Raw genomic sequence first — 23,552 nt, forward strand, 5'->3', positions numbered from 1 at the left:
GGGAAATGAGAATGTACATAGAACAACTTGAGAAAAGCATGTATGATCTAATTTGCGAAACGTCTACAAATCTTCCGAAAGACGTCCGTCGTGCCGTAAAAGCAGCTAGAGAGCAAGAAGATGCCGGCACACGGGCTGCAATGAGTCTCGATACGATTGCAAAGAATATCAATATGGCAGACGACAAGCTATCCCCAATTTGCCAAGATACCGGCTTGCCGACATTCAAGATCAAAACGCCGATCGGAGTCAATCAACTAGAAATAAAGGCAGCCATTAAAAAAGCGCTCGTCCAAGCGACAAAAGATGGCAAGCTGAGACCGAATGCAGTGGATTCAATAACTGGTGAGAATAGCGGGGACAACCTCGGGGATGGCCTTCCAGTCATCAAGTTCGAGCAGTGGGAAAACGAGCATATTGAAGTGAAATTGATCTTGAAAGGCGGAGGCTGTGAGAATAAAAACATTCAATACAGCCTGCCGACGGAATTGGAGGGGTTAGGCCGAGCGGGCCGCGATCTTGACGGCATCCGTAAATGCATCCTCCATTCTGTATATCAAGCACAAGGACAAGGCTGTTCTGCAGGTTTCATCGGCGTCGGTATCGGCGGAGACCGCACGTCGGGCTATGAGCTTGCGAAAGACCAACTTTTCCGCGCAGTGGACGACGTGAATCCTAATCCGGACCTCGCCAAATTGGAGGCTTACATTCTTGAGTCGGCGAATAAGCTCGGCATTGGAACGATGGGCTTCGGTGGAGAGGCAACATTATTAGGTTGTAAAATCGGTGTCATGCATCGCCTTCCTGCCAGCTTCTATGTTTCCGTAGCATATAACTGCTGGGCATATCGCCGGATGGCTGTGGATCTCGATCCGAAGACAGGAGCCGTTACAAGTTGGCATTATAATGAAGGAGAAAAACTTTCCTTCGCACAAGACGGAGAACAAACTGAAACGAAGCAGTCCTCACGTATTGTCGAGTTGACAGCCCCAATCAGTGAGGAACAAATCCGCGACCTTAAAGTCGGGGACGTCGTTAAAATAAGCGGCCATATGTATACAGGACGCGATGCAATCCATAAGCATCTTTCCGAAAATGATGCGCCAGTCGATTTGGATGGCCAGATCATTTACCATTGCGGTCCGGTCGTTATGAAAAATGAAGACGGCGGGTATGAGATCGTTGCCGCTGGGCCAACGACTTCAATTCGCGAGGAGCCGTACCAAGGCGATATTATGAAAAAATTCGGCATCCGCGCCGTAATCGGAAAAGGCGGAATGGGGCCGAAAACACTTGCAGCGCTTGAGGAACATGGCGGAGTTTACTTGAACGCAATCGGTGGAGCTGCACAATACTATGCAGACTGCATTAAAGCGGTTGAAGGCGTCGACCTTCTCCAATTCGGTATTCCGGAAGCGATGTGGCATTTGCGCGTCGAGGACTTTACAGCTGTCGTGACGATGGACTCACACGGTAACAGCCTACACGCGGACGTAGATCAATCATCCCTAGAAAAACTATCCCAATTTAAAGAAAAAGTTTTCAGTTAATTAACTAAAGCCTCGGCACATATTGTGTCGGGGCTTTTTCCATGCTATTTTCCTTCCCCTAGGTCATGTGTATTGCTTTTCCCTTTGAGTTTGGTATACTTACTTTATAATAATTATCAAATCATAATAATTATCGCTAATTGAAGTTGATACTCATTCTCAAAAAGGAGGTAGTAAAATGACAACGCAAACGAAGGAATCCCCACAAAATCTTGCACATTGGACAGCGCATTTGGAGCTTATCGCTGCAATCCTAGCGGGAATTCTGATTTTAGCTGCTTGGTTGATTGGAAAGGATGAATCATCGACGCTCTCAATAACTCTATATATTATCGCCTTTCTGATAGGCGGTTTTGCGAAAGCGAAAGAAGGCATCGAGGAAACGATCGCCGATAAGCAGTTGAATGTGGAGATGCTGATGGTGTTTGCAGCAATCGGCTCCGCAGTAATCGGTTATTGGGCTGAAGGAGCTATCCTGATTTTCATTTTTGCAATTAGCGGCGCCCTTGAGACGTTTACATTAAATAAAAGCCATAAGGAAATATCTTCGTTAATGGAGCTGCAGCCCGAGGAGGCTTGGCTCATACAAAGAGACGGCTCCACTGTAAAAGTAGCCACCTCCTCCCTCTCCGTCGGCTCACGGATACTTGTAAAACCGGGAGAGCGGATTCCTGTCGATGGGACTGTCATTAAAGGAACGACTTCTGTCGATATGTCGGCTATCAATGGCGAATCGGTCCCCGTTTCCAAAGCTGAAGATGATGAGTTATTTGCTGGCACGGTCAATATAAGCGGAGCAATCCAGATGGAAATGACGAAGCCGAGTACGGAAACATTGTTCCAAAAAATTATCGCCCTTGTTCAAAATGCGCAAAGTGAAAAGTCTCCATCCCAGCAATTCATTGAAAAATTCGAAGGCACGTACGTTAAGATTGTCATTTTCACTGTCATCGTCATGATGTTTTTACCGCATTATCTGTTCGACTGGGATTGGACAACGACGTTTTATCGTGCCATCGTCCTGTTGGTTGTCGCCTCCCCTTGCGCGCTCGTCGCTTCGATCATGCCCGCGACGTTGGCGGCTGTTTCGAACGGAGCAAAGAGAGGAATCCTTTTCAAAGGCGGCGTCCACCTGGAGCATCTTGGTTCATTGAAAGCGATCGCCTTTGACAAAACCGGCACATTGACTTCCGGAAAGCCGGTCGTAACCGATTTTGTCGTCCGTGAAAATGCAGACGCCGAGCAAGTCCTTGCCCTGCTTTCGGGCATCGAGGCGCAATCGAATCATCCACTCGCAGTCGCCATCGTGAAATACGCTGAAGAGCAAGGGGTGTTCCAGAGGAAAAACCCGCAGATCGAAGATGTTCCGGGATATGGAATACGTGCATTTATCGACTCCGAAGAGATCCTCGTAGGAAACCCGAGATTTGTCGGGACCAAACTTATTGATGAATTCCATGACGGAATCGTCCATAACCTTTCAAATGAAGGAAAGACCGTCGTTTCCATGAAAGATTCGGAAGGTATTCTCGCAGTCATCGCCTTGAAAGATACGCTGCGCCCTGAAGCGATACAGGCCATAAAGGATCTGAAACATTTAGGAATCCAGTCGATCATGTTGACAGGTGACAACGAAAAGACAGCGAGGACAATCGCCAATGAAGCGGGATTGGACCGTTATGTAGCCGAATGCCTGCCGGAGACAAAGGTCAAGGAATTGAAGAAGCTTCTTACGGAATACGGAGAAGTTGGAATGGTCGGGGACGGCATCAATGACGCCCCTGCTTTGGCGACAGCGACTTCAGGAATCGCAATGGGCGAAGGAACCGATGTCGCATTGGAGACGGCAGATGTCGTCCTCATGCAAAATGATTTGACTCGCATCTCTTATGCTGTGAAAGTTTCAAAGAAGATGCAGCGGATCGTGAAACAGAACGTCTTCTTTTCTGTCGCCGTCATTGCTGTCCTGATCATCTCCAATTTCATGCAAGTCGTCGATTTGCCTTTAGGCGTAATCGGCCATGAAGGAAGCACGATCCTCGTCATATTGAATGGACTGCGTTTATTGAATAAAGTCGAATAAAGAGACGAAAAGAGCAATGCATGTCAACTGACAGCATTGCTCTCATAGTGTAGACAATTAATAGGCATATCCTCAGCCTGATTGAAAACGCTTGTCAGCCTAGGCGCGAAGTGGAGCGAAGACGCGAATAGAACTAAAGTTCATGAGCGGACGAGCGACACGAGCAACAACGGATGCGAGCGTTTTTCAACAGGCTGAGAGCAATGCATGTCAACCGACAGCATTGCTCTTATCTTTAGCTAGTTTTGCTTGCTTCCGTTCCGTCATAACTGCGTTCAATTGACCGCCAAGCATTAAAATGATCGCTGAGAAATAAAGCCACATCATAAGGACGATAATCCCCCCGATGCTCCCGTACGTCTTCGAGTAATTCGCGAAATTACCGACGTAAAAGGAGAAGGCAAGTGACGTCAATATCCATCCCGCAGTGGCGAACAACGCTCCAGGCATTGCACTTTTTAATCGGATTTTCAAATTCGGGACTGCCCAATATAGAGCGGAAAAAACAAGGAAGATCAAAATAGGAGGTATAATCCATCTTATGCTTCCCCATAATTTCAGGAAACCTTCTTCCATTCCAAAATAGGAGAATGCTAGCATTCCGATCTGCTGACCGAATACTGGTAAAATAAGAGCGACGACCAAGACGCCAATCAATGCAATCGTGAATACGACCGACATCGCTCTTGCCACGATGAATGATCTAGATTCCTCTACATGATAAGACCGGTTTAATGCCTTCGTAAGAGCGTTCATCCCTTTCGAGGCAGACCATATCGTTGCCAATGCCCCGATCGATAATAATCCCCCATTCCGGTTATTCAATATTTCTTGGAGGGTGTCACGAATCAGCGTATATACGCTGTCAGGAGCATAATCCCTTATGAACAGGAGCACTTGGGATTCATCGATATTCAAGAATGGCAATAATGTTATCAAAAAGATTAATAGAGGGAATAAAGATAATAGGAAAAAGAACGCCAACTGAGAACCTAAGCCAGTGATATCCACTATCTTAATTCTCACGAGGAGCTCCTTCCAAAATCCTTTTGTCGTTGTGACATCGAATTTTTCTAAATCCCCATCCTTCACGTCATCAAGGAATTTCATAATTGGAGAATTCGACATGAAACCACTTTTTTCATTCTTGGACGGCTTTTTTTCTTTTTTCGGAGTTAACGGGTCTTTGTTTTTCACATTTGACTCACTCCTTCCGAGGCTTAATTCTTTTTTGCTTCCATAGCCTCTTTCGACTCGTTGACAATCTCCTTGTATTCCTCTTTCGAATCAACGAAGGCTTCCTTCGTCCCGACGACAAGCTCTTTCACTTGCGGCGTCAACGTTTTTAACTCCTCCACTTGATTCTTAATATATGCGGCGTCTCCAGAAAATTGTTCGTAAATCGATAAGTACTTGTCCTTCTGCTGTTGAAGTTTCTCTTTCAAGACATCCGGATTTTTTGAATAATACCCTACTTGCTCAATCATCGCGCTTGATTTTCTCTTCACCTGGTAACGGGTGCTTCTATCGAACATGCTAATAGCTCCGCCCAATATTGCCCCTAGTATGATAAACCTTCCAAATTTGCTGTTTCCCACGTAAAACCCTCCAATATCATTCTAATTTGCATATATCATTATACCCCTCGAATGAAAAAACAAACAATCTTCGCGAATTCGCAAAAATGTCTTGACTAATATGAAGGAGTTAAGGCATATTAACCATAACACTATCAATATTCTCAATAGTCCAATGTTTCGATAGTGATAAAGGGAGGGAGTCGATCGTCAGGGGGGAATGTTTTTGATGTAAAAGTAATTCCAAATCAAAAAGACAAACTAAACAGGGGGTAGTATGATGGATGTAATCACAGGCTTTTTGGACAAGGCAAGTGGATTTATTTGGGGGCCACCATTGCTTGTCCTACTTGTGGGAACGGGTATCTTTTTAACTTTAAGACTCGGATTTATCCAAGTACGTTTATTGCCGTATTCATTGAAACAAGTATTTTCCCGTAAGCACGATAAAAAAGCGGACGGCGACATTACCCAGTTCCAGGCGCTCATGACCGCGATGGCCGCCACAGTCGGCGTCGGTAACATCGTCGGTGTCGCAACCGCCGTATACATGGGCGGTCCGGGTGCCGTATTCTGGATGTGGCTCGCAGGTTTCTTCGGAATGGCAACGAAATATGGGGAAGCCATCCTTGCGGTCAAATACCGCGTAAAGGATTCCAAAGGTGAAATGGCCGGTGGGCCGATGTACTACTTGGAACACGGTTTGAAGAAAAAATGGCTCGGTGTCGCATTTGCAATCTTCGGAGCGCTGGCAGCTTTCGGTATTGGTAACGGTACACAATCGAAGGCAGTCGCGGATGTCATGAAAAGCACATTCAATGTACCACATATAGTTACTGGAATTGCCCTTTTGATCTTTGGCGCACTTGTAATCCTTGGAGGAATCAAATCCATCGGACGGGTTACTGCATTCTTCGTACCGATTATGGCACTTTTCTACTTCATAGCCGGTGCAATTGTCATGGTTATGAATATCCATCTAGTTCCTGAAGCTTTCGCTACGATTTTCAAATATGCATTTACAGGAGAAGCTGCTGCAGGTGGTGCCATCGGTGCTGCTATCCGTTTCGGGGTTGCCCGTGGTCTCTTCTCGAACGAAGCAGGTCTTGGGTCCGCTCCAATTGCGGCCGCGGCTGCAAAAACGGATATGCCTGGACGCCAGGCGCTCATTTCCATGACGCAAGTTTTCTTTGACACACTTGTCATCTGTTCAATTACTGGAGTTACAATTGTCATGTCGGGTCAATGGAAAGACAAATCGATTGACGCTGGTGCATTGACTGCCGAAGCTTTCGGAACATTCCTAGGCGGGGCTGGTCCAATCATCGTAGCAATCGGTATCGTTTTCTTCGCAACGTCCACTATTCTTGGATGGGGCTACTATGGAGAAAAATGTTTCCAATACCTCTTCCCTAAACAGGGTGCAGTATTAGGCTACCGTATTGCATTTGTAGCTTTCATCATTGTCGGATCTCTTGTATCCCTCGATATCGTATGGCTACTAGCTGACGTATTGAACGGTTTGATGGCAATTCCGAACTTGATTGGTCTTCTCGGATTGTCTGGAGTAATCATTATGGAAACTAAACGATTCAAAACGAAAATCGAGGAAGAGAAAGAAGCTGCAAAAGTAGGGAAAACAGCATCGGTTGACAGCAAGTAAGATTAATGTGATGATTAAGTCCGAAGCTAATGAAGGGCGGACGACATTATGGATCTATCTCAACCAACACCTGAAAATGTAACGTATATGATCGAAAAAATTAAAGAAAAACTACGAATGGTCAATGTGGATGCAATGAAAGCGGAGAACTTCAGCACTTCCCAATATGAAGACTTGGTTTACATGTACGAGATGGTCATGAAAAGGGATAACATCACTCCGAATGAAATGCAAGCCATCGCAGCTGAACTTGGGGCATTGCGTAAATAAATGACCATTATACCGATATGACAGGAGACTCCTGCCATATCGGTTTTTTCATGCAAAAAAACAGGTGAAAGATACTCCTTCACCTGTTAACTCATTGATTATTCAACTGACGTTCCATCTTTTAAAACAAGAGGTTGTATAAGAACTTCAACCCGTCTGTTCTTGCTTCTTCCTTCAGCCGTGTCGTTTGAAGCGACCGGTTTGTTTTCCCCATACCCCTTCACACTGAACAGCTGCGGATCCAAATTATCATTGCCAACAATCGCCCTTAGGAAATTAATGGCCCGCATCATGCTCAGTTCCCAGTTCGAGGGGAATTCTGCGCTTTGAATTGGAATATTATCGGTATGTCCCGTAATGACAATTTGACGCGGCTTTTCAAAAACAAGCAAATTGGAAATGTCTTTCGCCAAACTTTCATACTGCGGTTGGATCGTCGCTTTGCCTGACTCGAACAGAATGCTGTCTCTAATTGTGATCAACAGTCCCTCTTCTGTCAATTTCGTCTGAAACTGATTTTCGAGCTCATGAACCGCGATATACTCATCAAGCTTATCCTGGATTTCCTCGAGGGATTGTTGATCTTCCAAATAGGAGGAGTTTTCATTCTGCTCCCCTGCGCTGTCTTTCGGAATCGGTACAGGTGTCGGAGCAGCGTTATCCATTACCCCCGTCCCCCCGTCAAAAATCTGGTTGAATACGGACGATATTTGGCTGAATTTAGCTTCATCCAATGAGCTTGACGCAAACAGGACGATGAACATCGCTAACAGCAACGTGAGAAGGTCTGCATAAGGCAAAAGCCAAGACTCGTTAATATGACCCTCTTCCCTATTCTTTCTCTTACGTTTCCTCGACAACCTGGCCCGCCCCCTTGTCGCTCGTATTTTTAGCTGCGAGCTTTCGACGTTCTTCCATCGACAAGTAAGACGCCAATTTTTGTTCAATCACCCGTGGTGCCTCACCCTCGAGGACTGATAGGACGCCTTCAATCATCATCATTTTTTGGCGAACTTCTTCTTTCGATTTGCGTTGCAATTTATTGGCGAATGGATGCCAAAGCACATATCCTGTGAAAATCCCTAACAACGTTGCGATGAATGCCGCTGAAATGGCATGTCCAAGTGCATCGATATCATTCATGTTCTTCAGTGCGGCGATTAAACCGACAACTGCCCCTAACACACCAAGAGTCGGCGCATACGTCCCTGCCTGAGAAAAGATTTGTGCTCCTGCCGAGTGTCTATCTTCCATCGCCTCTACTTCTTCAGTCAGAACATCGCGTATATAATCTGCGTTTTGACCGTCGATTGCTAGGCTTAGTCCATTTTTTAAGAATGGATCGGTAATTTCATCGGCTTTTGCTTCCAATGATAATAAGCCTTCCCGTCTAGCAATATCCGCCCAACCCGAGAACATTTTGATCAAGTCCGAGTCGGCAGTTAAGTGCTGTTCTTTGAAAATGATGCCGAACAGTTTCGGCACCCGCTTAATCTCCTTCATCGGGAATGCGATGACGACCGCTGCTATCGTTCCAACAATTATGATGAGGATAGCGGCTATATTAAACAGGTTATCCGGTGTTACACCTTTCATCGCCATACCGACAAAAAGCGCCACAATTCCGAGGATAAGTCCAAAAACGGTTGATAAGTCCATATAAGTACCTCCATGTCCTACTGTCTACTTCTTCTTATTTCGACATAATCCCATTATTCTTTAGCAATCTTGAATAATAAATATGGAACTTCCATGAATAATTCATTGTCCCTGTTCACACATTCTCCTTTGCCTGTTATCTGACACTAGAGTACTATTAAAATATACAGACTAAGGAGGTTTTCATGTTGTCGACATTTGAACAGAAGTTGGAGAATTATGCCAGTCTCATCGTGGAGGTCGGAGCGAATATCCAAAAGGATCAGACGCTCTTCATCAGCGCTTCCATCGAGACTAAAGAGCTCGTTAGAAAGGTGGCCGACAAAGCATATACTGCCGGCGCTCGACATGTCATCGTCGATTGGGTTGATGATGAACTGACTAAACTTCGCTATGAAAAGGCGCCTGCCGAATCATTCTCGGACTTCCCTGAATGGAAAGTGATGGAACGCGAAAAGCTTGCGGAAGGCGGGGCGGCATTTGTCAGCATCGTTTCACAAAGTCCTGACCTGCTAAAAAATGTCGACCCTTCCCGTATTGCGGATGCCCAAAAGGCTGCCGGGAAAGCGCTGAGCAATTATCGAAAAATGATGATGGCCGATCGTTTCAGCTGGTCCGTCGTTGCTGCACCATCGAAGGCATGGGCTGCAAAAATGTTTCCGGATCTGGACGAATCCGAACAAGTTCCGGCACTATGGGAAGCCATTTTCAAAGCAGTACGTGCTGACCAGGAAGATGCAGTCGGCGCATGGAAAGAACTTGACCGCAATTTAAATGAAAAAGCCGATTATTTGAATAAAAAAGCATTTGCCAAGCTTCATTACAAAGCACCGGGCACTGACTTGACGATCGAATTGCCGAAAGGGCATATTTGGGTTGGCGGCGGAAGCGTAAATGTGGACGGAAATGCGTTCATGGCAAATATGCCGACTGAGGAAGTTTTCACGGTCCCTCATAAGACAGGCGTAAACGGCTATGTTAAAAACACGAAGCCGCTTAGCTACGGAGGAAACATCATCGATGATTTCACAATCACTTTTGAAGACGGCCGGATTACAGAAGTGAAAGCAGGCCAAGGAGAAGAAGTCCTCAAACGACTCATCGATACAGATGAAGGGGCTAGGCATCTAGGAGAAGTCGCACTCGTTCCGCACGCTTCGCCAATTTCCGAATCGGGGCTTTTATTCTACAACACACTTTTCGATGAAAATGCATCGAATCACTTGGCGATCGGCAGTGCGTATTCCTTCTGTATCGAAGAAGGTAAAACAATGTCTTCCGAGGAGTTGGAAGAACGCGGCCTCAACCAAAGCATTACGCATGTCGACTTCATGATAGGGTCTGCTGAAATGGATATTGACGGCGTTTTGGAGGATGGTACTGTCGAACCCGTCTTCCGCAATGGAAACTGGGCCTTCTGATTTTAGACACAATTCCTTAAAACATTTCAATCTCCTCTTTAATTATCGGATGATTATAGTATAATGAATGTATAATAAATATTCATTGTAGAGAGGGGTCGCATCATGGGCTTAATGTATACTACAGTTATTGGATATGCTATCGTCCTTGGTTTAGCAGCATTATTCACAATGCATTATCTTGGGAAAGCTCTCAATTCTGCGGATGCAGAAAGAATCGATCCAAAACCGGAAGTAAAATAAAAAAAAAGAGTTGCCACTTGGCAGCTCTTTTCTTTTTCTGTACACTATTTATTATAAATCGAAGAAGGATTTGCAACTACAAGACGCTTGAATGGCAATCTTGTAGTATAAGAAATCCTATTTAGAAACGGAGGCCTCTACATGACCATCTTGTCTGAGATCATTACGTACAATAAAGAATTCGTCAATGAGAAAAAATTTGAAGAATACGCCACTACAAAATTTCCCGATAAGCGGATCGTCATCTTGACTTGCATGGACACGAGGCTGACAGAGCTCCTTCCGAAAGCTATGAATTTAAAGAATGGTGATGCGAAGATCATTAAAAGCGCCGGCGCCATCGTCACTCATCCTTTTGGCGGAATCATGAGGAGCATCCTGATCGCCCTCTACGAATTGCAGGCTGATGAAGTGTATATTATTGGCCATCACGACTGCGGCATGAGCTCCATCGACACGGAAAAAATTATTGGAAAAATGGTTAATCGTGGCGTCGATAAAAATCTATTTAAAACATTACAGTATTCCGGAATTGATATGACAGATTGGCTACGCGGTTTCAATGATGTTACGGAAAGCGTGAAAAGAAGTGTGGACCAAGTTCGGAACCACCCGCTTATGGATCGCAAAGTTCCTGTCCACGGTCTCGTCGCACACCCTGACACAGGCCTCTTGGACATCATCGTCAACGGATACGATTCAATCGACGAAAACTGACACCTGATTTCCCGGGAAATATGTAATATGACAAAAACCGATTCTTCAATCAGAAGAATCGGCTTTTTATTTTAGCAGCTATTTTCCGCCAGGCGGCCTTACCCTTTCAATAATCATCAGCCAAAATTGCATACATATAATGATCTTCCCAAAAACCGTTAATGTACAACAGCTTCCTCAGCAACCCTTCACGGACAAAACCCGCATTCTCCAATACTTTCACTGAACCGACATTCCTCGGAGAAACAAACGCCTCTACCCGATGCAATGAAACAGTTTCGATTGCGAACTTTGTAACGATTCTCACCGCTTCCGTTGCGAGCCCCCGGCCCGTTTCCCGCTCATCTATTGAATATCCGACAAAACCGCTTGAGAACGGGAGCCTCTTGATGCTGTATAACGATATGTGACCGATCAACCTGCTTGTTTCGGCATCAAAAATCCCAAAATTGTATTCGCGCCGATCTCTCATTTGATAAATGGATTCCCTTATCTTATCCCGTTGGACAGAAACCGTATAGTAACTCGATTCATGACGCGGCTCAAAGACCGTCCAATATTCCCGATTCGCTTTGAGCAGCTCGGTGAAAATCGCTGCATCGTCTTCTGTCAATATACGTAAATAACAAGTTCGCCCTTCAAGCAGAATCAATGCCACTTCACCTTTCTTCGGAAGCAATTTTCAAAAATTCCTCGACATCTTTCACACATAATGCCACACCTTTTGCCCAGAATTCCTCTTTCGTAATATCTTCACCTAGATGCTTCATCGCAAGATCTTCGACAGACATGACCGCAGTATCGCGCAATAAGGCCATATACTTCTGTTCAAACGACTCCCCTTCATCAATGGCTTTCGCATAAATACTCAATGAGAACAAATATCCGAATGTATATGGGAAGTTATAAAACGGTACTCCCGTAATATAGAAATGCAGCTTCGAAGCCCAGAAATGAGGGTGTACAGTATCAAGAGCACCTGCATATGCCTCTCTTTGCGCCTCTGCCATCAATTCATTCAATCTTCCAGCAGGAACAACTCCATTTTTCCTTTCCTCATAGAACCGCGTTTCGAAAAGGAAGCGTGCATGTATATTCATGAAGAATGCCACACTGCGCTGGATTTTATCCTCCAGCAATGCAAGTTTCTCTTCTTCTGTCTCCGCTGCTTTAACGGCAGCGTCCGCCACGATCATCTCTGCAAATGTTGAAGCTGTTTCCGCAACTCCCATTGCATATTGACGGTTCATGTAATGCACCGGACGCAACGCATATGAATGGAACGCATGGCCAAGTTCATGTGCTAGTGTCGCCACATTGGACATGGAGCCGCTGTATGTCATGAAAATACGGGATTGTTCAGAAACCGGCATGCCCGTGCAAAATCCTCCCGGACGTTTATCCGCACGGTCTTCCGCTTCAATCCAGCTATCTTCAAATGCTTTCCTTGAAAACAATTCCAGTTCTGGACCAAATTTACCAAAGTGCTCCAGGATGAACTCTGCACCTTCCTGGAAGGACATTTCCTTCGTCGATGACGTGACCGGTGCATCTAAATCATACCAATTCATATTTTCATTTCCTAATAGTTCGGCTTTCCGCTTCAAATATTCTGCAAAAGGAGCTTTATTGGCACTGATCGCCGACCACATTGCGTCGAGCGTTTCCTGGCTCATCCGATTCCGCATGAGAGGTTCTTTCAAAACGGAATCCCAACCGCGCTTTTCATAGACAGCCAAACGGAAGCCGGCCAGATGGTTTAATGTCGAAGCGAAGAAATCTTCTTTCGATTCCCATGCTTCTTCGAGTTTTTCAAACGCTTCTTTGCGCACTTTGACGTCTGAATGTGAACTTAAGTTATTCGCCTGGCCGACAGAAAGTTTCTTCTCTTCCCCATCAACAGTCAATTCAATTGTAATATCCCCTACAAGCTGATCGTACAGTTGTCCCCACCCTTGGTAACCATCGACGCTTAACGCCGTAATGAGGCTTTCTTCTTCTTCTGATAGCTTCAACCGAACTTCTTCGCGCCATTCTTGTAGAATAAAATCGAATTGGGATAGCTGCTCCGTCTCAAGCAGTTCATTCCAAACCGTTTCATCCGTCCTTGCAACCGTTTGTTTGATTTTCAAAATGGCTGTCTGGAACCGCGCACCTAAAGACCCAACTTCAGCTTGGAGGACGAGCGCTTTTTTATCTTTCGTATTCGCAGCGAGGAAACAGCCGATGACAGCTCCCGCTTCCCTTAAATTTTTTGCAGTATTTTTGATTTCATCAATGACGTGTAGAATTTGGTCTGCCTCTTCCACTGATGCAGGAGTTTGCATAGCGGCTGCAAGGTTTTCCAAATCGCCTAGCTGCTCTTTTACAGCATCAAGATGCGAGCGGAGTTCCTCTGAATCGCTGCCGCCTTTAAAAAATACATCTAAATCCCATACTTGTGAATATGTTTTTGTAGTCGTCAATGAATGATCCCCCTAATCATTTAGAAAATTTTAATAAAATCATGTTTTTATTATACCATGAATGTTCGGCATTCGAAATATTAGATTTGTGACGGAAACTTCATACTTTCCTTCGCACAAATTACCATTCCTATGTATACTGTTCAAAGGGAGGATGTACTATGTCTAGAATACTTCTGATGACCCTGTCGCTTTGTACAGTCATACTTTTGAATATAACAGCAAGCTTTTTCTCACTAAATGGAAACACTACGGCGGAAATTACAAATCGGCTGCCGTTGCTTTTCCTACCTGCGGACTATGTATTAGTAATCTGTTGGTTGCTCTATATTATGCTCTTTTTCTGGATTATCAATTTCAATAAGACTCGCCACGAGATGAGCTCCGCACATCGAAACCGCGTCACTTTCCTTTTCATATTGAGTTGCCTTCTGCATATCGCTTGGATATTCCTTTGGCACTTTGAATTATTTACGGGAACCGTCATTGCAAAAATCGCACTTCTCATTGTGTTGCTCACATTTTACGTTATATTTCCGAAACGGGATAACCGATTGTATGGCAGAGTCCCATTCAGTTTACTGACGGGATGGATTTTCATCACGACACTGTCGAATGTCAGTTATTTTCTTATGATTCACGGATGGACGGGATTAGGATTAAGCGATCCACTATGGGCCGTTATCTATTTGACGCTTTCCACGGCGTTCGCTTTACATTTTATGTACCACTATAAGGATTATGTAATGAATCTCGTTTTTGTTTGGGCGTTTATCGGCATTGCCGTCAGGAACGGGACGGAGGAGCTGTTCATATCGGCAGCGGCCATCTTTTTATCTGCCGTCATCGTCACGTGCATATTCCTGTTCTCAGGCAGGCGAACACATTAAAAAATAGCAGAGGCATGATCAACTCATGCCCCTGCTATTTTTATGTTCTTTGGATAAGTCTAGGCGCTGATGTGAATAGGATAACCGCTACGATTGCGCACAATATGATGGATGGTATCATATAGGATCCATTGTATACTAAGGAGTATAGCCATGCCGGCTGGTCTCCGGCATATTCTGCGAAAAACACCATTCCACCGATGAAGTGGGCTGCATATCGAAGAAGTCCCCCTAATACCGTTCCAACAATAATTGCTGCGGCCATCACACCTTTGCGCCCTTCCATTTTGCCTTTTAGTAACCAACTATAAGTTGACGCCGCCAATCCAACAACTGTGTATGCGACGAAATAGTCTAACGCACCTTGCACAGGGTGAATGATATAGCCCCCTATCACAGCTTGGAGAAGACCGGAAATCAATCCCGTCAATAAGCCCCCTGCAACTCCCCACCGGTATGCCATCAAAATAATCGGCAACATCGATAATGTAACAGATCCGCCTTGGGGCATTTTGAATAATGTCAAGTTATCCAAGACGAAGGATAATGCTCCTAAAATAGCAACCTCTAATAATAACTGAAGCCGTTTACGATCCAATTGAAACTCCTCCTCTAATTTTGTCGGAGGGATACGGAATGAAGAAAAACACGATTTTCTGCTTCGACTTGAAGGCGATAAGAATACGTTGATAAGTATACGTTTACACAAAGCCAATCAAGGTAACGAATAGTAAACAGAGCCTTTTTTCATTTTTAACAAAAAACGACATCCCGGATAGAACCGAGACATCGATATATGTCAGTTTCCATCCACATCCCTACGCAAGCATGAACTTACAGGTTCGAAGGGTTAGGACAAAAGTCCAATCTCAGCCATAAAAGGCACCCCTTGTGGTCTTGTAATTCAATTGTCGTATCCATTGTATATGTTAAAATACTTATAAGCAAGATGATATTGTAAACTACTTATTAGGATTACGGGAGGAAAGCCCATGACCAATAATAAACTTCTATCTGCACTATGTTATTTCAGCATATTTTTCTCACCTTTACTGTTGCCTGCAATCGTCTATTTCGTTACGGATGACCATGAAGTGAAAGGGCACGCGAAACGTTCGCTCATCTCGCACCTTGTCCCTATCGTGATCCTCATCGCAGGCTTCATCCTGTTTTCGTTTTCAATGATTTCGTATGAATCGAGAATGCACACGATGATGACCGGGCAATTCGACTTTTGGGGCCTCGCTCCTTTCCTGTTTATGCTCGTCTACGGACTGCTGTTTTTACTCGTCGTCATCTGGAATGTCTATCAGGGTGTGAAAGTGTTGAAATGATAAGGATGAAAAGGATATAAGTAAAATCTATGTAATGGATTGATAATGCTCTAGCCTGCTCCAAAAACCATTGATCTCCGTTCCGATCGGACGCTTTCCGCGGGCACGGCTTCAGCCTCCTCGGAGGTGCTCCCAACGCTATCGCTTTTGGTCACAAAAGCCGTTCTTCGTTACGGCTTTTCCTGCGGGGTCTTCAGCTCGCGCTGTTCCCGCTGGAGTCGCCGATCTCCACTCCAATCAATTTGAGTGTTAAATATATATAAGACATTATCGTTGATTGTAGCGAAAGGCGCCGACTCCTGTGGGATTGGCGGGACAGGTGAGACCCCGCAGTGGAGCGTAGCGACCGAGGAGGCTCACCGCCCGCCCCACGGAAAGCGTGTGCCTGTAGCGAAAATCAACATATTTATTTTTCTCTATAAAAAAGCAATATTGTTGCAAAAGTTATCCTCATTCAAAACTGTTTTGATAAAAACTAAACTCAACTAGGATAGGCATACGTTTATTTACGGTTGAATAATTATGTTATAATCAGTTGGAAAAGTACGTTTCGAGGAAGGGACCTGTAAATCATGATTGTAAAGAACAACGAAGAGATCGAGGCACTGAAAAAAATCGGTCGCATCGTCGCAGAGGTACGGGAAGCGATGAAAGCGGCGACTGTGCCTGGCATTACGACGAAAGAGATTGATGAACTCGGAGGACGCCTACTTGCTGAGCGCGGGGCTGTGTCGGCACCGATTGACCAATACGAGTTTCCGGGATACACATGCATCAGTGTCAACCATGAAGTTGCCCACGGCATTCCAGGATCAAGGGTCATCCAAGATGGCGATCTCGTCAATATCGATGTTTCCGCATCTTACGGCGGGTACTTTGCAGACACGGGCATTTCATTCGTCGTCGGCACGGCAGATGCGAGGAAACAACTGCTTTGTGACGTGGCGAAAAGCGCATTTGACCGTGCTATGACAAAAGTGAAAGCAGGCTCAAAGTTAAGCCAGATCGGAAAAGTTGTCGAGAGGGAAGCGAAGGATAACGGCCTGAAAGTCATTAAGAACTTGACTGGGCACGGGATCGGAACATCTTTGCACGAAGAGCCGCAGCATATTTTAAATTATTATGATGCTTGGGATCAAACGTTGATGATAGAAGGAATGGTGTTGGCGGTAGAGCCGTTCATCTCTGAAAAAGCCGAGCATATTATCGAGCTTGGAGACGGCTGGACATTCATTACTCCGGATAAATCTCTCGTCGCTCAAATTGAACATACGATCATCGTGACAAAAGACGAACCGATCATTTTAACTCAGTTATAATAACAAAGGAAAAGGGCATGCCGGAAATTAGGCATGCCCTTTCGTTTCGTCTAGACACCGGGTGGCAACCGCCACCCTACGCTTTTGTTTCATCTAGTCTCCGGGTGGCAACCGCTCGGGTCATAAGTCAGCTCTGCTGCACGGCAAAGAACGCCGTTTCGCAGATCTGTCTTATGCCTGTCGCATAACCGCCACCCTACGCTTTTGTAATCATTTCTTTTTCGGTTTTTTCACGTCTTTTTGGCCGCCTACCGTCTTCGAATTCCCTTCGGTCAACTTCCCTTTATACCAGACTTTCTGGACCGGCTTGAACCCTTTCGACAGCTTCCTGTACGTCCGCTCCTCAGGATACGAAAGCAATGTCAGCACTTCTCCATCCTCGCCGGCACGTCCCGTCCTACCCGAACGATGCAAATACTGCTCGATCGTTTGAGGGACATCCACGTGGATGACATGGGTCAGTCCTTGGATGTCCAATCCTCTTGCCGCCAAGTCCGTTGCAATAAGGATCCGGATTTCGCCCTTTCGGAAGCTCTCCAAAGTTTCCTGCCTTTCGAATTTTGTCATCGAAGAATAGAGGACCGCAACTGGCGCCTCATTGTATTGCAGCTTCATTTCCTTCATTCGAAGCTGATCGACATTATTCATAAAAGCAAGCGCCCTAATTGAAGGCAGATGGGACAGTCCCCGAAGAAGGTCTGTTTTATCCCGCGCATCCGTCTTAATGAATGAATGGACCACTTTCCCCGACAACGGCATATCCTCAACAGGGACATGCAACCGGACAGGATCTCTCATCAGCTTTTTGGCGACGAGTTCGATTTCATCAGTGATCGTAGCTGAAACAACAGCAACTTGACGTTCCGGGTTCGACGCTTCAATCAAGTCCTTTACGATGACACGATAATCGCGTGACAACAGCTGATCGCCTTCGTCCAACACGATATAGCGGATATCATGCATTTTCAAACGCTTCGCTTTCACGAGTTCGACGAGTCTTCCCGGAGTTCCGACAACGATCGTCGGCTTCTTTTTCAAACGTTCAATCTGCCGTTGCATATTCGCACCGCCGATCAATTGGGTAACCGTTATATCCGTTCCTTCCACCCATTCACGGATGACATTGACGATCTGCATTGACAACTCTTGGGAAGGAGCCATGATCAACGCTTGTGTCTGCATCTTCTTCCCGTCCACCTGTTGAAGGATCGGCAATACATAGGCAAGCGTCTTCCCTGTTCCAGTTGGTGATTCCGCCACTACATCCCGGCCATCCAAGAGTTCCGGTATCATTTGGGATTGAATCGGTGTTTCCCGTTCAAATTTCCACTTCTGCTTAATACTATCGTCCATTTTTTCCAAGAAGGACATTCTCATCCCCGCTTTCACTGTTCCTTATCTTATAATGTACCGGATTCGTTTTTCTTTCAAGTCATCAAGGCTTTCTTCTTGCCATCGTCGCCTGTTCGTATGCATATGCATAACCAATCAGTTCAGGTTCGGAGTACGCCTTGCCACATAGCGTTATGCAAAAAGGCTCCCCTTCCTCCGTGAAGGAAGAAGGCACCGTAATCGCCGGATAGCCTGCAGCCGCGCTAAAACTGCACCCGTGATCTTGCGGGAATACGAGCATATCAATTTCATGTTCATCAAATGCCCGATCGAGGGCCAATTCCCCTGCCAAATGACGGTTTCGTACCAATGCCTCAATATATTCCGGTTCGGTCAACGTCCCGCTCGTCCGATCCACTTTTTCCAACATCACTTGACCGAATTTCAACGTTTCATCCGGGTGTTCCTTATTGAATTGGATAATATCCGACAATGTGCGGATCGGATTTATCATTGGTGTTTTACCAAGATACCCATTCAGCGCCGCTTTGAATTCATACAGAAGGACATCATAACCCAAATCGTCTTCCATTGTCCCTAAATCGATATTGTCGACTAGTTCGGCACCTAATGATTCAAGTCGACGGAGAGCTTCTTCGAAATTCTCTTTCCTTTCTGTTGAAACCTCCCGCACGAAAATCGACCGGGCGATACCGATCCTTTTTCCCTTTAGTGAATTTGCGTCACACAAGGATAGCCAATTGATTCCATCGAAACGTTCAGCCTCCCCAGTGATCGGATCGGCTTCATCGTAACCTACCATCAATCCGAATGTGATAGCCGCATCTTCCACCGTCCGGGCGAGTGGTCCTGGTGTATCTTGTGTGAATGATAGCGGAATGACGCCGCTTCTGCTAATCGCCCCAACAGTCGGCTTTATGCCGACAAGAGCATTCTGTGCTGATGGATTAATGATGGAGCCGCTCGTCTCCGTACCGATGGAGACCGCCGCCATATTGGCTGCAACCGCGGCCGCAGCTCCGGAGCTCGAACCTCCGACATCAAAAAGTCCATACGGGTTATTCACTTGTCCTCCACGTGAGCTCCACCCATTCCGCATACGATCCGACATGAAATTCGCCCATTCTGTCATATTCGTCTTGCCTAAAATGACAGCGCCGGCTTCCCGAAGCTTCTTCACTAAAAAAGCATCTTCCGTAGCGTAGTGGTTTTTCATAGCCAACGAGCCGCAACTTGTATGCATGCCGTCACCCGTATCCATATTGTCTTTCAACAGCACCGGGATGCCATGCAAATACGACCGCACAATTCCGCGGCGACGTTCCTCGTCAAGAGCCCTGGCGATTTGGAGGGCTTGCGGATTCAATTCTAGTATGGCATTGATATTCCGATCTTTCTCCGCAATTATTTCCATATACATGACGGTCAATTCTTCTGATGTAAGATGACCAGTCGCCATTTTTTCCTGCATTTGCCGGATTGTCGCCTCTTCGAGCCATTCATGCCGCATTTCATCCAATTTTCCGTTCATGTAAATCCCCCCAACGTCAGTTTCACTCTAATTTCATTGTATACTGTTTCATTAACTCATATAAAGATAGTTCATATAGTTGTTTTCCATTAATTTTAAAGACGCCTTCTTCTACTAGGCTTTCAATTATTTTATCCCTCTTGTTTTCGAGTAAGGGATTTTCTATCTTTCTCATGGTGATAACTCCTCCTAGATTGATGCCTATCATCTATTCCACTACCATCAATTCTATAAACCATGAAGAATTAACCAAAAAATCCCCGTTGCCACTACTAGCAACAGGGATTTCTGTTCACCATCTACTATTTTTATATTTGCGGTAGTAATTGATTTGTCTCATGAAAAGATAAAATTTTCTCTTGAAGTTCTTATCCCTTTTGTAGAAGAGCGGGTTGGCGTACTTCCCTGCTCTTAAAAGCTGATCGATCTCTTTGCGGATTTTGGCATTGCCGACAAATTTCCTTAAAACGATTTTCGGTACGACTGTAAAAAGGAATTTTTCATCTAATAATGTCAACGGTTTTTCGACGCCGTATATGAGGTCGTCGACAAAATTCTTCGCCAGGTTATGACCGCATGATGTAATGTAGTAACTTGAACGTCCTTGCCGGATATTCACTTCGAACACTTTGAACTTCCCATCGCGCTGATCGTATTTCAAATCGAAATTTGCGTAGCCGACATAGTTGAGCGCCTCTAAAAACCCTCTCAGCTTCATCATCATTTCTTCATTGTACCGCGTGATGACGGCAGTATAGTTGCCAATCGCTGTTAAGGTGTGCTCCTGCAAGACGACTTGTCCGAACGTGATCAGTTCGGATTTGCCTTTGCTGTTAATGTAGAATACGGAATCCCACATATATGTATCGTCGCCCGGAATGAAATCTTGGATGATCAAGTCGTCGCGATAGCCGCTTTTCTTGATTGTTTCGATGACTTTCTGGATCTCTTCATAAGAATCGACTTTATACACTTTTTGCATTCCCTCGAAGGGATGCTTGTAATATTGCACGCCATTGCTCGGTTTGATGATAACCGGGAACATGACTTCCTCATTGAAACGGTCGTCCGATTCGCATGAATAGAAATAAGTCGCCGGCGCATCAATGCCGTGCTCTTCGCAAAGCTGGTAGAAATTCTTCTTTACTAGAAGATTATTCATTAACTCTTCTTCGATATAGTTGAATACGAAATCTTCCTGTAGCTCTTTACGGCATTCGATGATTAAGCGGACATAAAGATCATTCGTTCCGATAAGTAAAAGCTTTTTCCCTTGCGTCCTATATTTTTCCGCAACTTGTTTAAGGAAGCGGACGAATTCTTTCTTCTCCCCTAATTTCGAATTCAACTCGATTGAACCTGGGATTGTGCTCAGGCTTGTAAAAGATAAAGGCTCTTTACCGACGAGGATCGGATGGATTCCGTATGCCTCGTGAAATGAAATCGCCATATTGTATGCATTAATATCAGTCCCTACAATAATCGGGATAAACGGATGATTTGTCATAACTTCCTCCAACATGTTTTCTCTTTCTTAGTGTAGGGGTCCGGAATTTCGATGTCAATTAAGCAGGGCAGCGTGCTCGAAATAATTTATGTCGTTACCATTCCTCCACGCACAGGCTTCCAAATATTCCATGGATGGTCGGATGGCGGGGTAGACTCGAATTTGAGGACTTCCTTTGTCGTCGGATGTGGAAAAGCAAGTGTATGCGCCCATAACGCAATTTGCTGTCCCGGCTTGTTTACATGCTGACCGTATTTCTGGTCGCCATAGAGAGGTGCGCCCGATGCAGCCATCTGTACGCGAATCTGATGCGATCTGCCCGTATGGAGCTGGATTGCAAGCAAGCTCATGCCGTCCTTCCTTTCAATCGTTTCATAATGAAGGACCGCCTTCTTTCCCCCAGGGTGGGACGCCTTGACAGTATGGACCTTGTTTTTCTTTGCATCCTTCCACAGATGATGCTCCAATAGGCCTCCGTGACCTAAATCTCCTCGGACGACAGCCAAATACGTTCGCTCCATCTCCCTTTTTCGTAGCACGTCGGATAGACGGGACGCCGCTTTTGATGTTTTTGCAAATACAAGGACGCCCCCTACCGGACGATCCAACCGATGCACGAGGCCCAAATAGACGTTACCCGGTTTTTGATGACGCTCCTTCAGATCCGCCTTCAATAACGTCAATAAATCATTATCTCCGCTGTCGTCTGCCTGTACTGGCATATTGACAGGTTTCTCTACGACGAGTAGATGATTGTCTTCATATAAAATGCGTATGGTCATATCTCATTGCTCCTTGTAATAGAATCTCCGGACAAATTTCCGTATTGAATGATTCGCTCTTCATTTTGGATCGCCTCCATTCCGTCTATCATACTATATATATCCCATCATTTCCGACAAAACTGGTAGATGAATGGTGGCATTAGATGGGAAATGGATGATGTGCATCGATTCAACATCTTATTTTGCACAAATGAAAAAAGCCGACAATTTATGTCCGGCTTTTGTTCTAAATTATTCCTGCACCAAGTAGATTGGTTCATCCGTCGGCCAAATTGAAAAGTCCGATATAATGCCATCCACACCAAACTTCTGCGCTTTCGCCACTAACCGCTTATCCTTCTTCGACCAAACAAGAACTTTACTACCGCGTTCGTGGATATTATCAACCATCCTTTTGCTTAAAAAGGAAACGTTAAAATTGATATAGGATGCAAATGATGTCAGTTCATCTAACTTCTTTGCGGTTAAAATTGATTCGGAAGGGTGAATAAGGATTGCTACTTCAATTTCGGGTAACAAGGAGTTGATTTTCCTCATGGAATTCACATCGAATGATTGGATGATGATCGAGCTCATGTCGTCATAATCCATTAATAATGAAACGACCTTTTCTTCAATACCTGGATAGGATTGCGGGTTTTTCAATTCAATCAATAATCCGACCTGGTCATAGAATTCTTCCAATAATTCATTGAGTGTCATAATCGGCTCGCCTCGGAACTCATCACCGAACCTTCCACCTGCGTCCAGTGCCTTCAGCTCAGCTAATGTATAATCCTTAATGTAACCGTTGCCATTTGTAGTGCGATCGATTTTATCGTCATGCATAATGACAAGTTCGCCATCCTTCGAGAGATGGACATCACATTCAAGATAGTCTGCACGCAGCTCGACTGCTTTATGGAACGCGGAACGGGTATTTTCAGGCGCAAAACTGGAAGCTCCCCGGTGCGCAACGCTGAGCATATTAGGAGTGTGGACCCTTTTTGTCTGATCATTAAACCCAAAAAGGAGAAACAGGCACGCTCCGACGATTGCCATGCAAAACAGATTATGTCTTCTCATATGAATTCCCCGCTTCTCTCATCGAATTTCTAGCAATTATTATGCTGATATCCGAATTATCTTTCTATTATATTATCATATATATATAGGCTTGAATACCTTTATATTCGCAATGAGCTT

General features: G+C 45.1%; 23 protein-coding genes and 1 riboswitch. Of the genes, 10 read left to right on the forward strand and 13 right to left on the reverse strand.

All coding sequences use genetic code 11. The features are described from left to right. Window positions 1-11: 11 nt before the first annotated feature. Window positions 12-1,550 carry a fumarate hydratase gene (locus AB1K89_RS13830; RefSeq protein WP_413055306.1) on the forward strand — a complete coding sequence of 513 codons (1,539 nt, stop codon included), beginning with the start codon at window positions 12-14 and terminating at the stop codon, window positions 1,548-1,550. A 178-nt stretch (window positions 1,551-1,728) separates the two neighbouring features. Continuing rightward, window positions 1,729-3,633 (forward strand): heavy metal translocating P-type ATPase, encoded by a 1,905-nt coding sequence (locus AB1K89_RS13835; RefSeq protein ID WP_413055307.1) that lies wholly within the window; start codon window positions 1,729-1,731, stop codon window positions 3,631-3,633. Between the two features lie 210 nt (window positions 3,634-3,843). Here AB1K89_RS13835 and AB1K89_RS13840 read toward each other — a convergent pair whose 3' ends face one another. Both AB1K89_RS13840 and AB1K89_RS13845 read right to left on the reverse strand, forming a co-directional pair. Beyond that, window positions 3,844-4,830 (reverse strand): YihY/virulence factor BrkB family protein, encoded by a 987-nt coding sequence (locus AB1K89_RS13840; protein ID WP_413055308.1) that lies wholly within the window; start codon window positions 4,828-4,830, stop codon window positions 3,844-3,846. A 23-nt stretch (window positions 4,831-4,853) separates the two neighbouring features. Beyond that, window positions 4,854-5,231 carry a YtxH domain-containing protein gene (locus tag AB1K89_RS13845; protein WP_413055309.1) on the reverse strand — a complete coding sequence of 126 codons (378 nt, stop codon included), beginning with the start codon at window positions 5,229-5,231 and terminating at the stop codon, window positions 4,854-4,856. A 259-nt stretch (window positions 5,232-5,490) separates the two neighbouring features. On the opposite strand from AB1K89_RS13845, the gene AB1K89_RS13850 reads away from it, so the two are divergent. Continuing rightward, window positions 5,491-6,873, forward strand: coding sequence for an alanine/glycine:cation symporter family protein (locus AB1K89_RS13850; RefSeq protein WP_413055310.1), 1,383 nt, complete (start codon window positions 5,491-5,493; stop codon window positions 6,871-6,873). 48 nt (window positions 6,874-6,921) lie between these two features. Next, complete coding sequence (locus tag AB1K89_RS13855) at window positions 6,922-7,143, forward strand: DUF1128 domain-containing protein (RefSeq protein WP_252504157.1); 222 nt, start codon at window positions 6,922-6,924, stop codon at window positions 7,141-7,143. Window positions 7,144-7,241: 98 nt separating this feature from the next. On the opposite strand, the gene motB is transcribed toward AB1K89_RS13855, so the two are convergent. Then, window positions 7,242-8,003: a flagellar motor protein MotB gene (gene motB, locus AB1K89_RS13860; RefSeq protein ID WP_413055311.1), complete on the reverse strand. Its 762-nt coding sequence runs from the start codon at window positions 8,001-8,003 to the stop codon at window positions 7,242-7,244. Beyond that, window positions 7,987-8,802: a flagellar motor stator protein MotA gene (gene motA, locus AB1K89_RS13865; RefSeq protein ID WP_413055312.1), complete on the reverse strand. Its 816-nt coding sequence runs from the start codon at window positions 8,800-8,802 to the stop codon at window positions 7,987-7,989. The genes motB and motA overlap by 17 nt, the downstream gene beginning before the upstream one ends. 188 nt (window positions 8,803-8,990) lie before the next feature. On the opposite strand from motA, the gene AB1K89_RS13870 reads away from it, so the two are divergent. The 3 genes from AB1K89_RS13870 (at window position 8,991) to AB1K89_RS13880 (ending at window position 11,183) form a co-directional block, all read left to right on the forward strand. After that, on the forward strand, window positions 8,991-10,223 hold the full coding sequence (locus tag AB1K89_RS13870; RefSeq protein WP_413055313.1) for an aminopeptidase: 1,233 nt from the start codon (window positions 8,991-8,993) through the stop codon (window positions 10,221-10,223). 105 nt (window positions 10,224-10,328) lie between these two features. Beyond that, window positions 10,329-10,466, forward strand: coding sequence for a hypothetical protein (locus AB1K89_RS13875; RefSeq protein WP_413055314.1), 138 nt, complete (start codon window positions 10,329-10,331; stop codon window positions 10,464-10,466). A 141-nt stretch (window positions 10,467-10,607) separates the two neighbouring features. Next, window positions 10,608-11,183, forward strand: a complete 576-nt coding sequence (locus tag AB1K89_RS13880; protein ID WP_413055315.1) for a beta-class carbonic anhydrase — start codon at window positions 10,608-10,610, stop codon at window positions 11,181-11,183. Window positions 11,184-11,289: 106 nt separating this feature from the next. Here the strand turns inward: AB1K89_RS13880 and AB1K89_RS13885 are convergent, their stop codons facing one another. After that, window positions 11,290-11,835, reverse strand: coding sequence for a GNAT family N-acetyltransferase (locus AB1K89_RS13885; RefSeq protein WP_413055414.1), 546 nt, complete (start codon window positions 11,833-11,835; stop codon window positions 11,290-11,292). Between the two features lie 7 nt (window positions 11,836-11,842). Then, on the reverse strand, window positions 11,843-13,648 hold the full coding sequence (locus tag AB1K89_RS13890; RefSeq protein ID WP_413055316.1) for a M3 family oligoendopeptidase: 1,806 nt from the start codon (window positions 13,646-13,648) through the stop codon (window positions 11,843-11,845). 161 nt (window positions 13,649-13,809) lie between these two features. On the opposite strand from AB1K89_RS13890, the gene AB1K89_RS13895 reads away from it, so the two are divergent. Then, window positions 13,810-14,538, forward strand: coding sequence for a tryptophan-rich sensory protein (locus AB1K89_RS13895; protein ID WP_413055317.1), 729 nt, complete (start codon window positions 13,810-13,812; stop codon window positions 14,536-14,538). A gap of 40 nt (window positions 14,539-14,578) precedes the next feature. Here the strand turns inward: AB1K89_RS13895 and thiT are convergent, their stop codons facing one another. Continuing rightward, complete coding sequence (gene thiT, locus AB1K89_RS13900; protein WP_252504166.1) at window positions 14,579-15,136, reverse strand: energy-coupled thiamine transporter ThiT; 558 nt, start codon at window positions 15,134-15,136, stop codon at window positions 14,579-14,581. A gap of 200 nt (window positions 15,137-15,336) precedes the next feature. Continuing rightward, window positions 15,337-15,438: riboswitch (TPP riboswitch) on the reverse strand. 92 nt (window positions 15,439-15,530) lie between these two features. Between thiT and AB1K89_RS13905 the strand changes: the two genes are divergently transcribed. After that, window positions 15,531-15,872, forward strand: a complete 342-nt coding sequence (locus AB1K89_RS13905) for a magnetosome magnetite crystal formation protein family (protein WP_413055318.1) — start codon at window positions 15,531-15,533, stop codon at window positions 15,870-15,872. A 572-nt stretch (window positions 15,873-16,444) separates the two neighbouring features. Continuing rightward, a complete protein-coding gene (map, locus tag AB1K89_RS13910) occupies window positions 16,445-17,191 on the forward strand; it encodes a type I methionyl aminopeptidase (protein WP_413055319.1) in 747 nt (248 codons plus the stop codon). Window positions 17,192-17,401: 210 nt separating this feature from the next. Here map and AB1K89_RS13915 read toward each other — a convergent pair whose 3' ends face one another. The 6 genes from AB1K89_RS13915 to AB1K89_RS13940 all read right to left on the reverse strand — a co-directional run bounded on the left by AB1K89_RS13915 (window position 17,402) and on the right by AB1K89_RS13940 (window position 23,432). Next, a complete protein-coding gene (locus AB1K89_RS13915; protein WP_413055320.1) occupies window positions 17,402-18,562 on the reverse strand; it encodes a DEAD/DEAH box helicase in 1,161 nt (386 codons plus the stop codon). Window positions 18,563-18,626: 64 nt separating this feature from the next. Next, window positions 18,627-20,075: an amidase family protein gene (locus AB1K89_RS13920; RefSeq protein WP_413055321.1), complete on the reverse strand. Its 1,449-nt coding sequence runs from the start codon at window positions 20,073-20,075 to the stop codon at window positions 18,627-18,629. Between the two features lie 22 nt (window positions 20,076-20,097). Beyond that, window positions 20,098-20,250, reverse strand: a complete 153-nt coding sequence (locus AB1K89_RS13925) for a Fur-regulated basic protein FbpA (RefSeq protein WP_413055322.1) — start codon at window positions 20,248-20,250, stop codon at window positions 20,098-20,100. A gap of 117 nt (window positions 20,251-20,367) precedes the next feature. Further along, a complete protein-coding gene (locus AB1K89_RS13930; RefSeq protein WP_413055323.1) occupies window positions 20,368-21,582 on the reverse strand; it encodes a carboxylate--amine ligase in 1,215 nt (404 codons plus the stop codon). An 86-nt stretch (window positions 21,583-21,668) separates the two neighbouring features. Next, entirely contained in the window at window positions 21,669-22,364 is a 696-nt protein-coding gene (locus AB1K89_RS13935) for an RluA family pseudouridine synthase (RefSeq protein ID WP_413055324.1), read from the reverse strand. Between the two features lie 234 nt (window positions 22,365-22,598). After that, complete coding sequence (locus AB1K89_RS13940) at window positions 22,599-23,432, reverse strand: glycerophosphodiester phosphodiesterase (RefSeq protein WP_413055325.1); 834 nt, start codon at window positions 23,430-23,432, stop codon at window positions 22,599-22,601. Window positions 23,433-23,552: the final 120 nt, after the last annotated feature.

The sequence above is a fragment of the Sporosarcina pasadenensis genome (assembly GCF_047228845.1).
In the GTDB taxonomy this organism is placed as follows: domain Bacteria; phylum Bacillota; class Bacilli; order Bacillales_A; family Planococcaceae; genus Sporosarcina.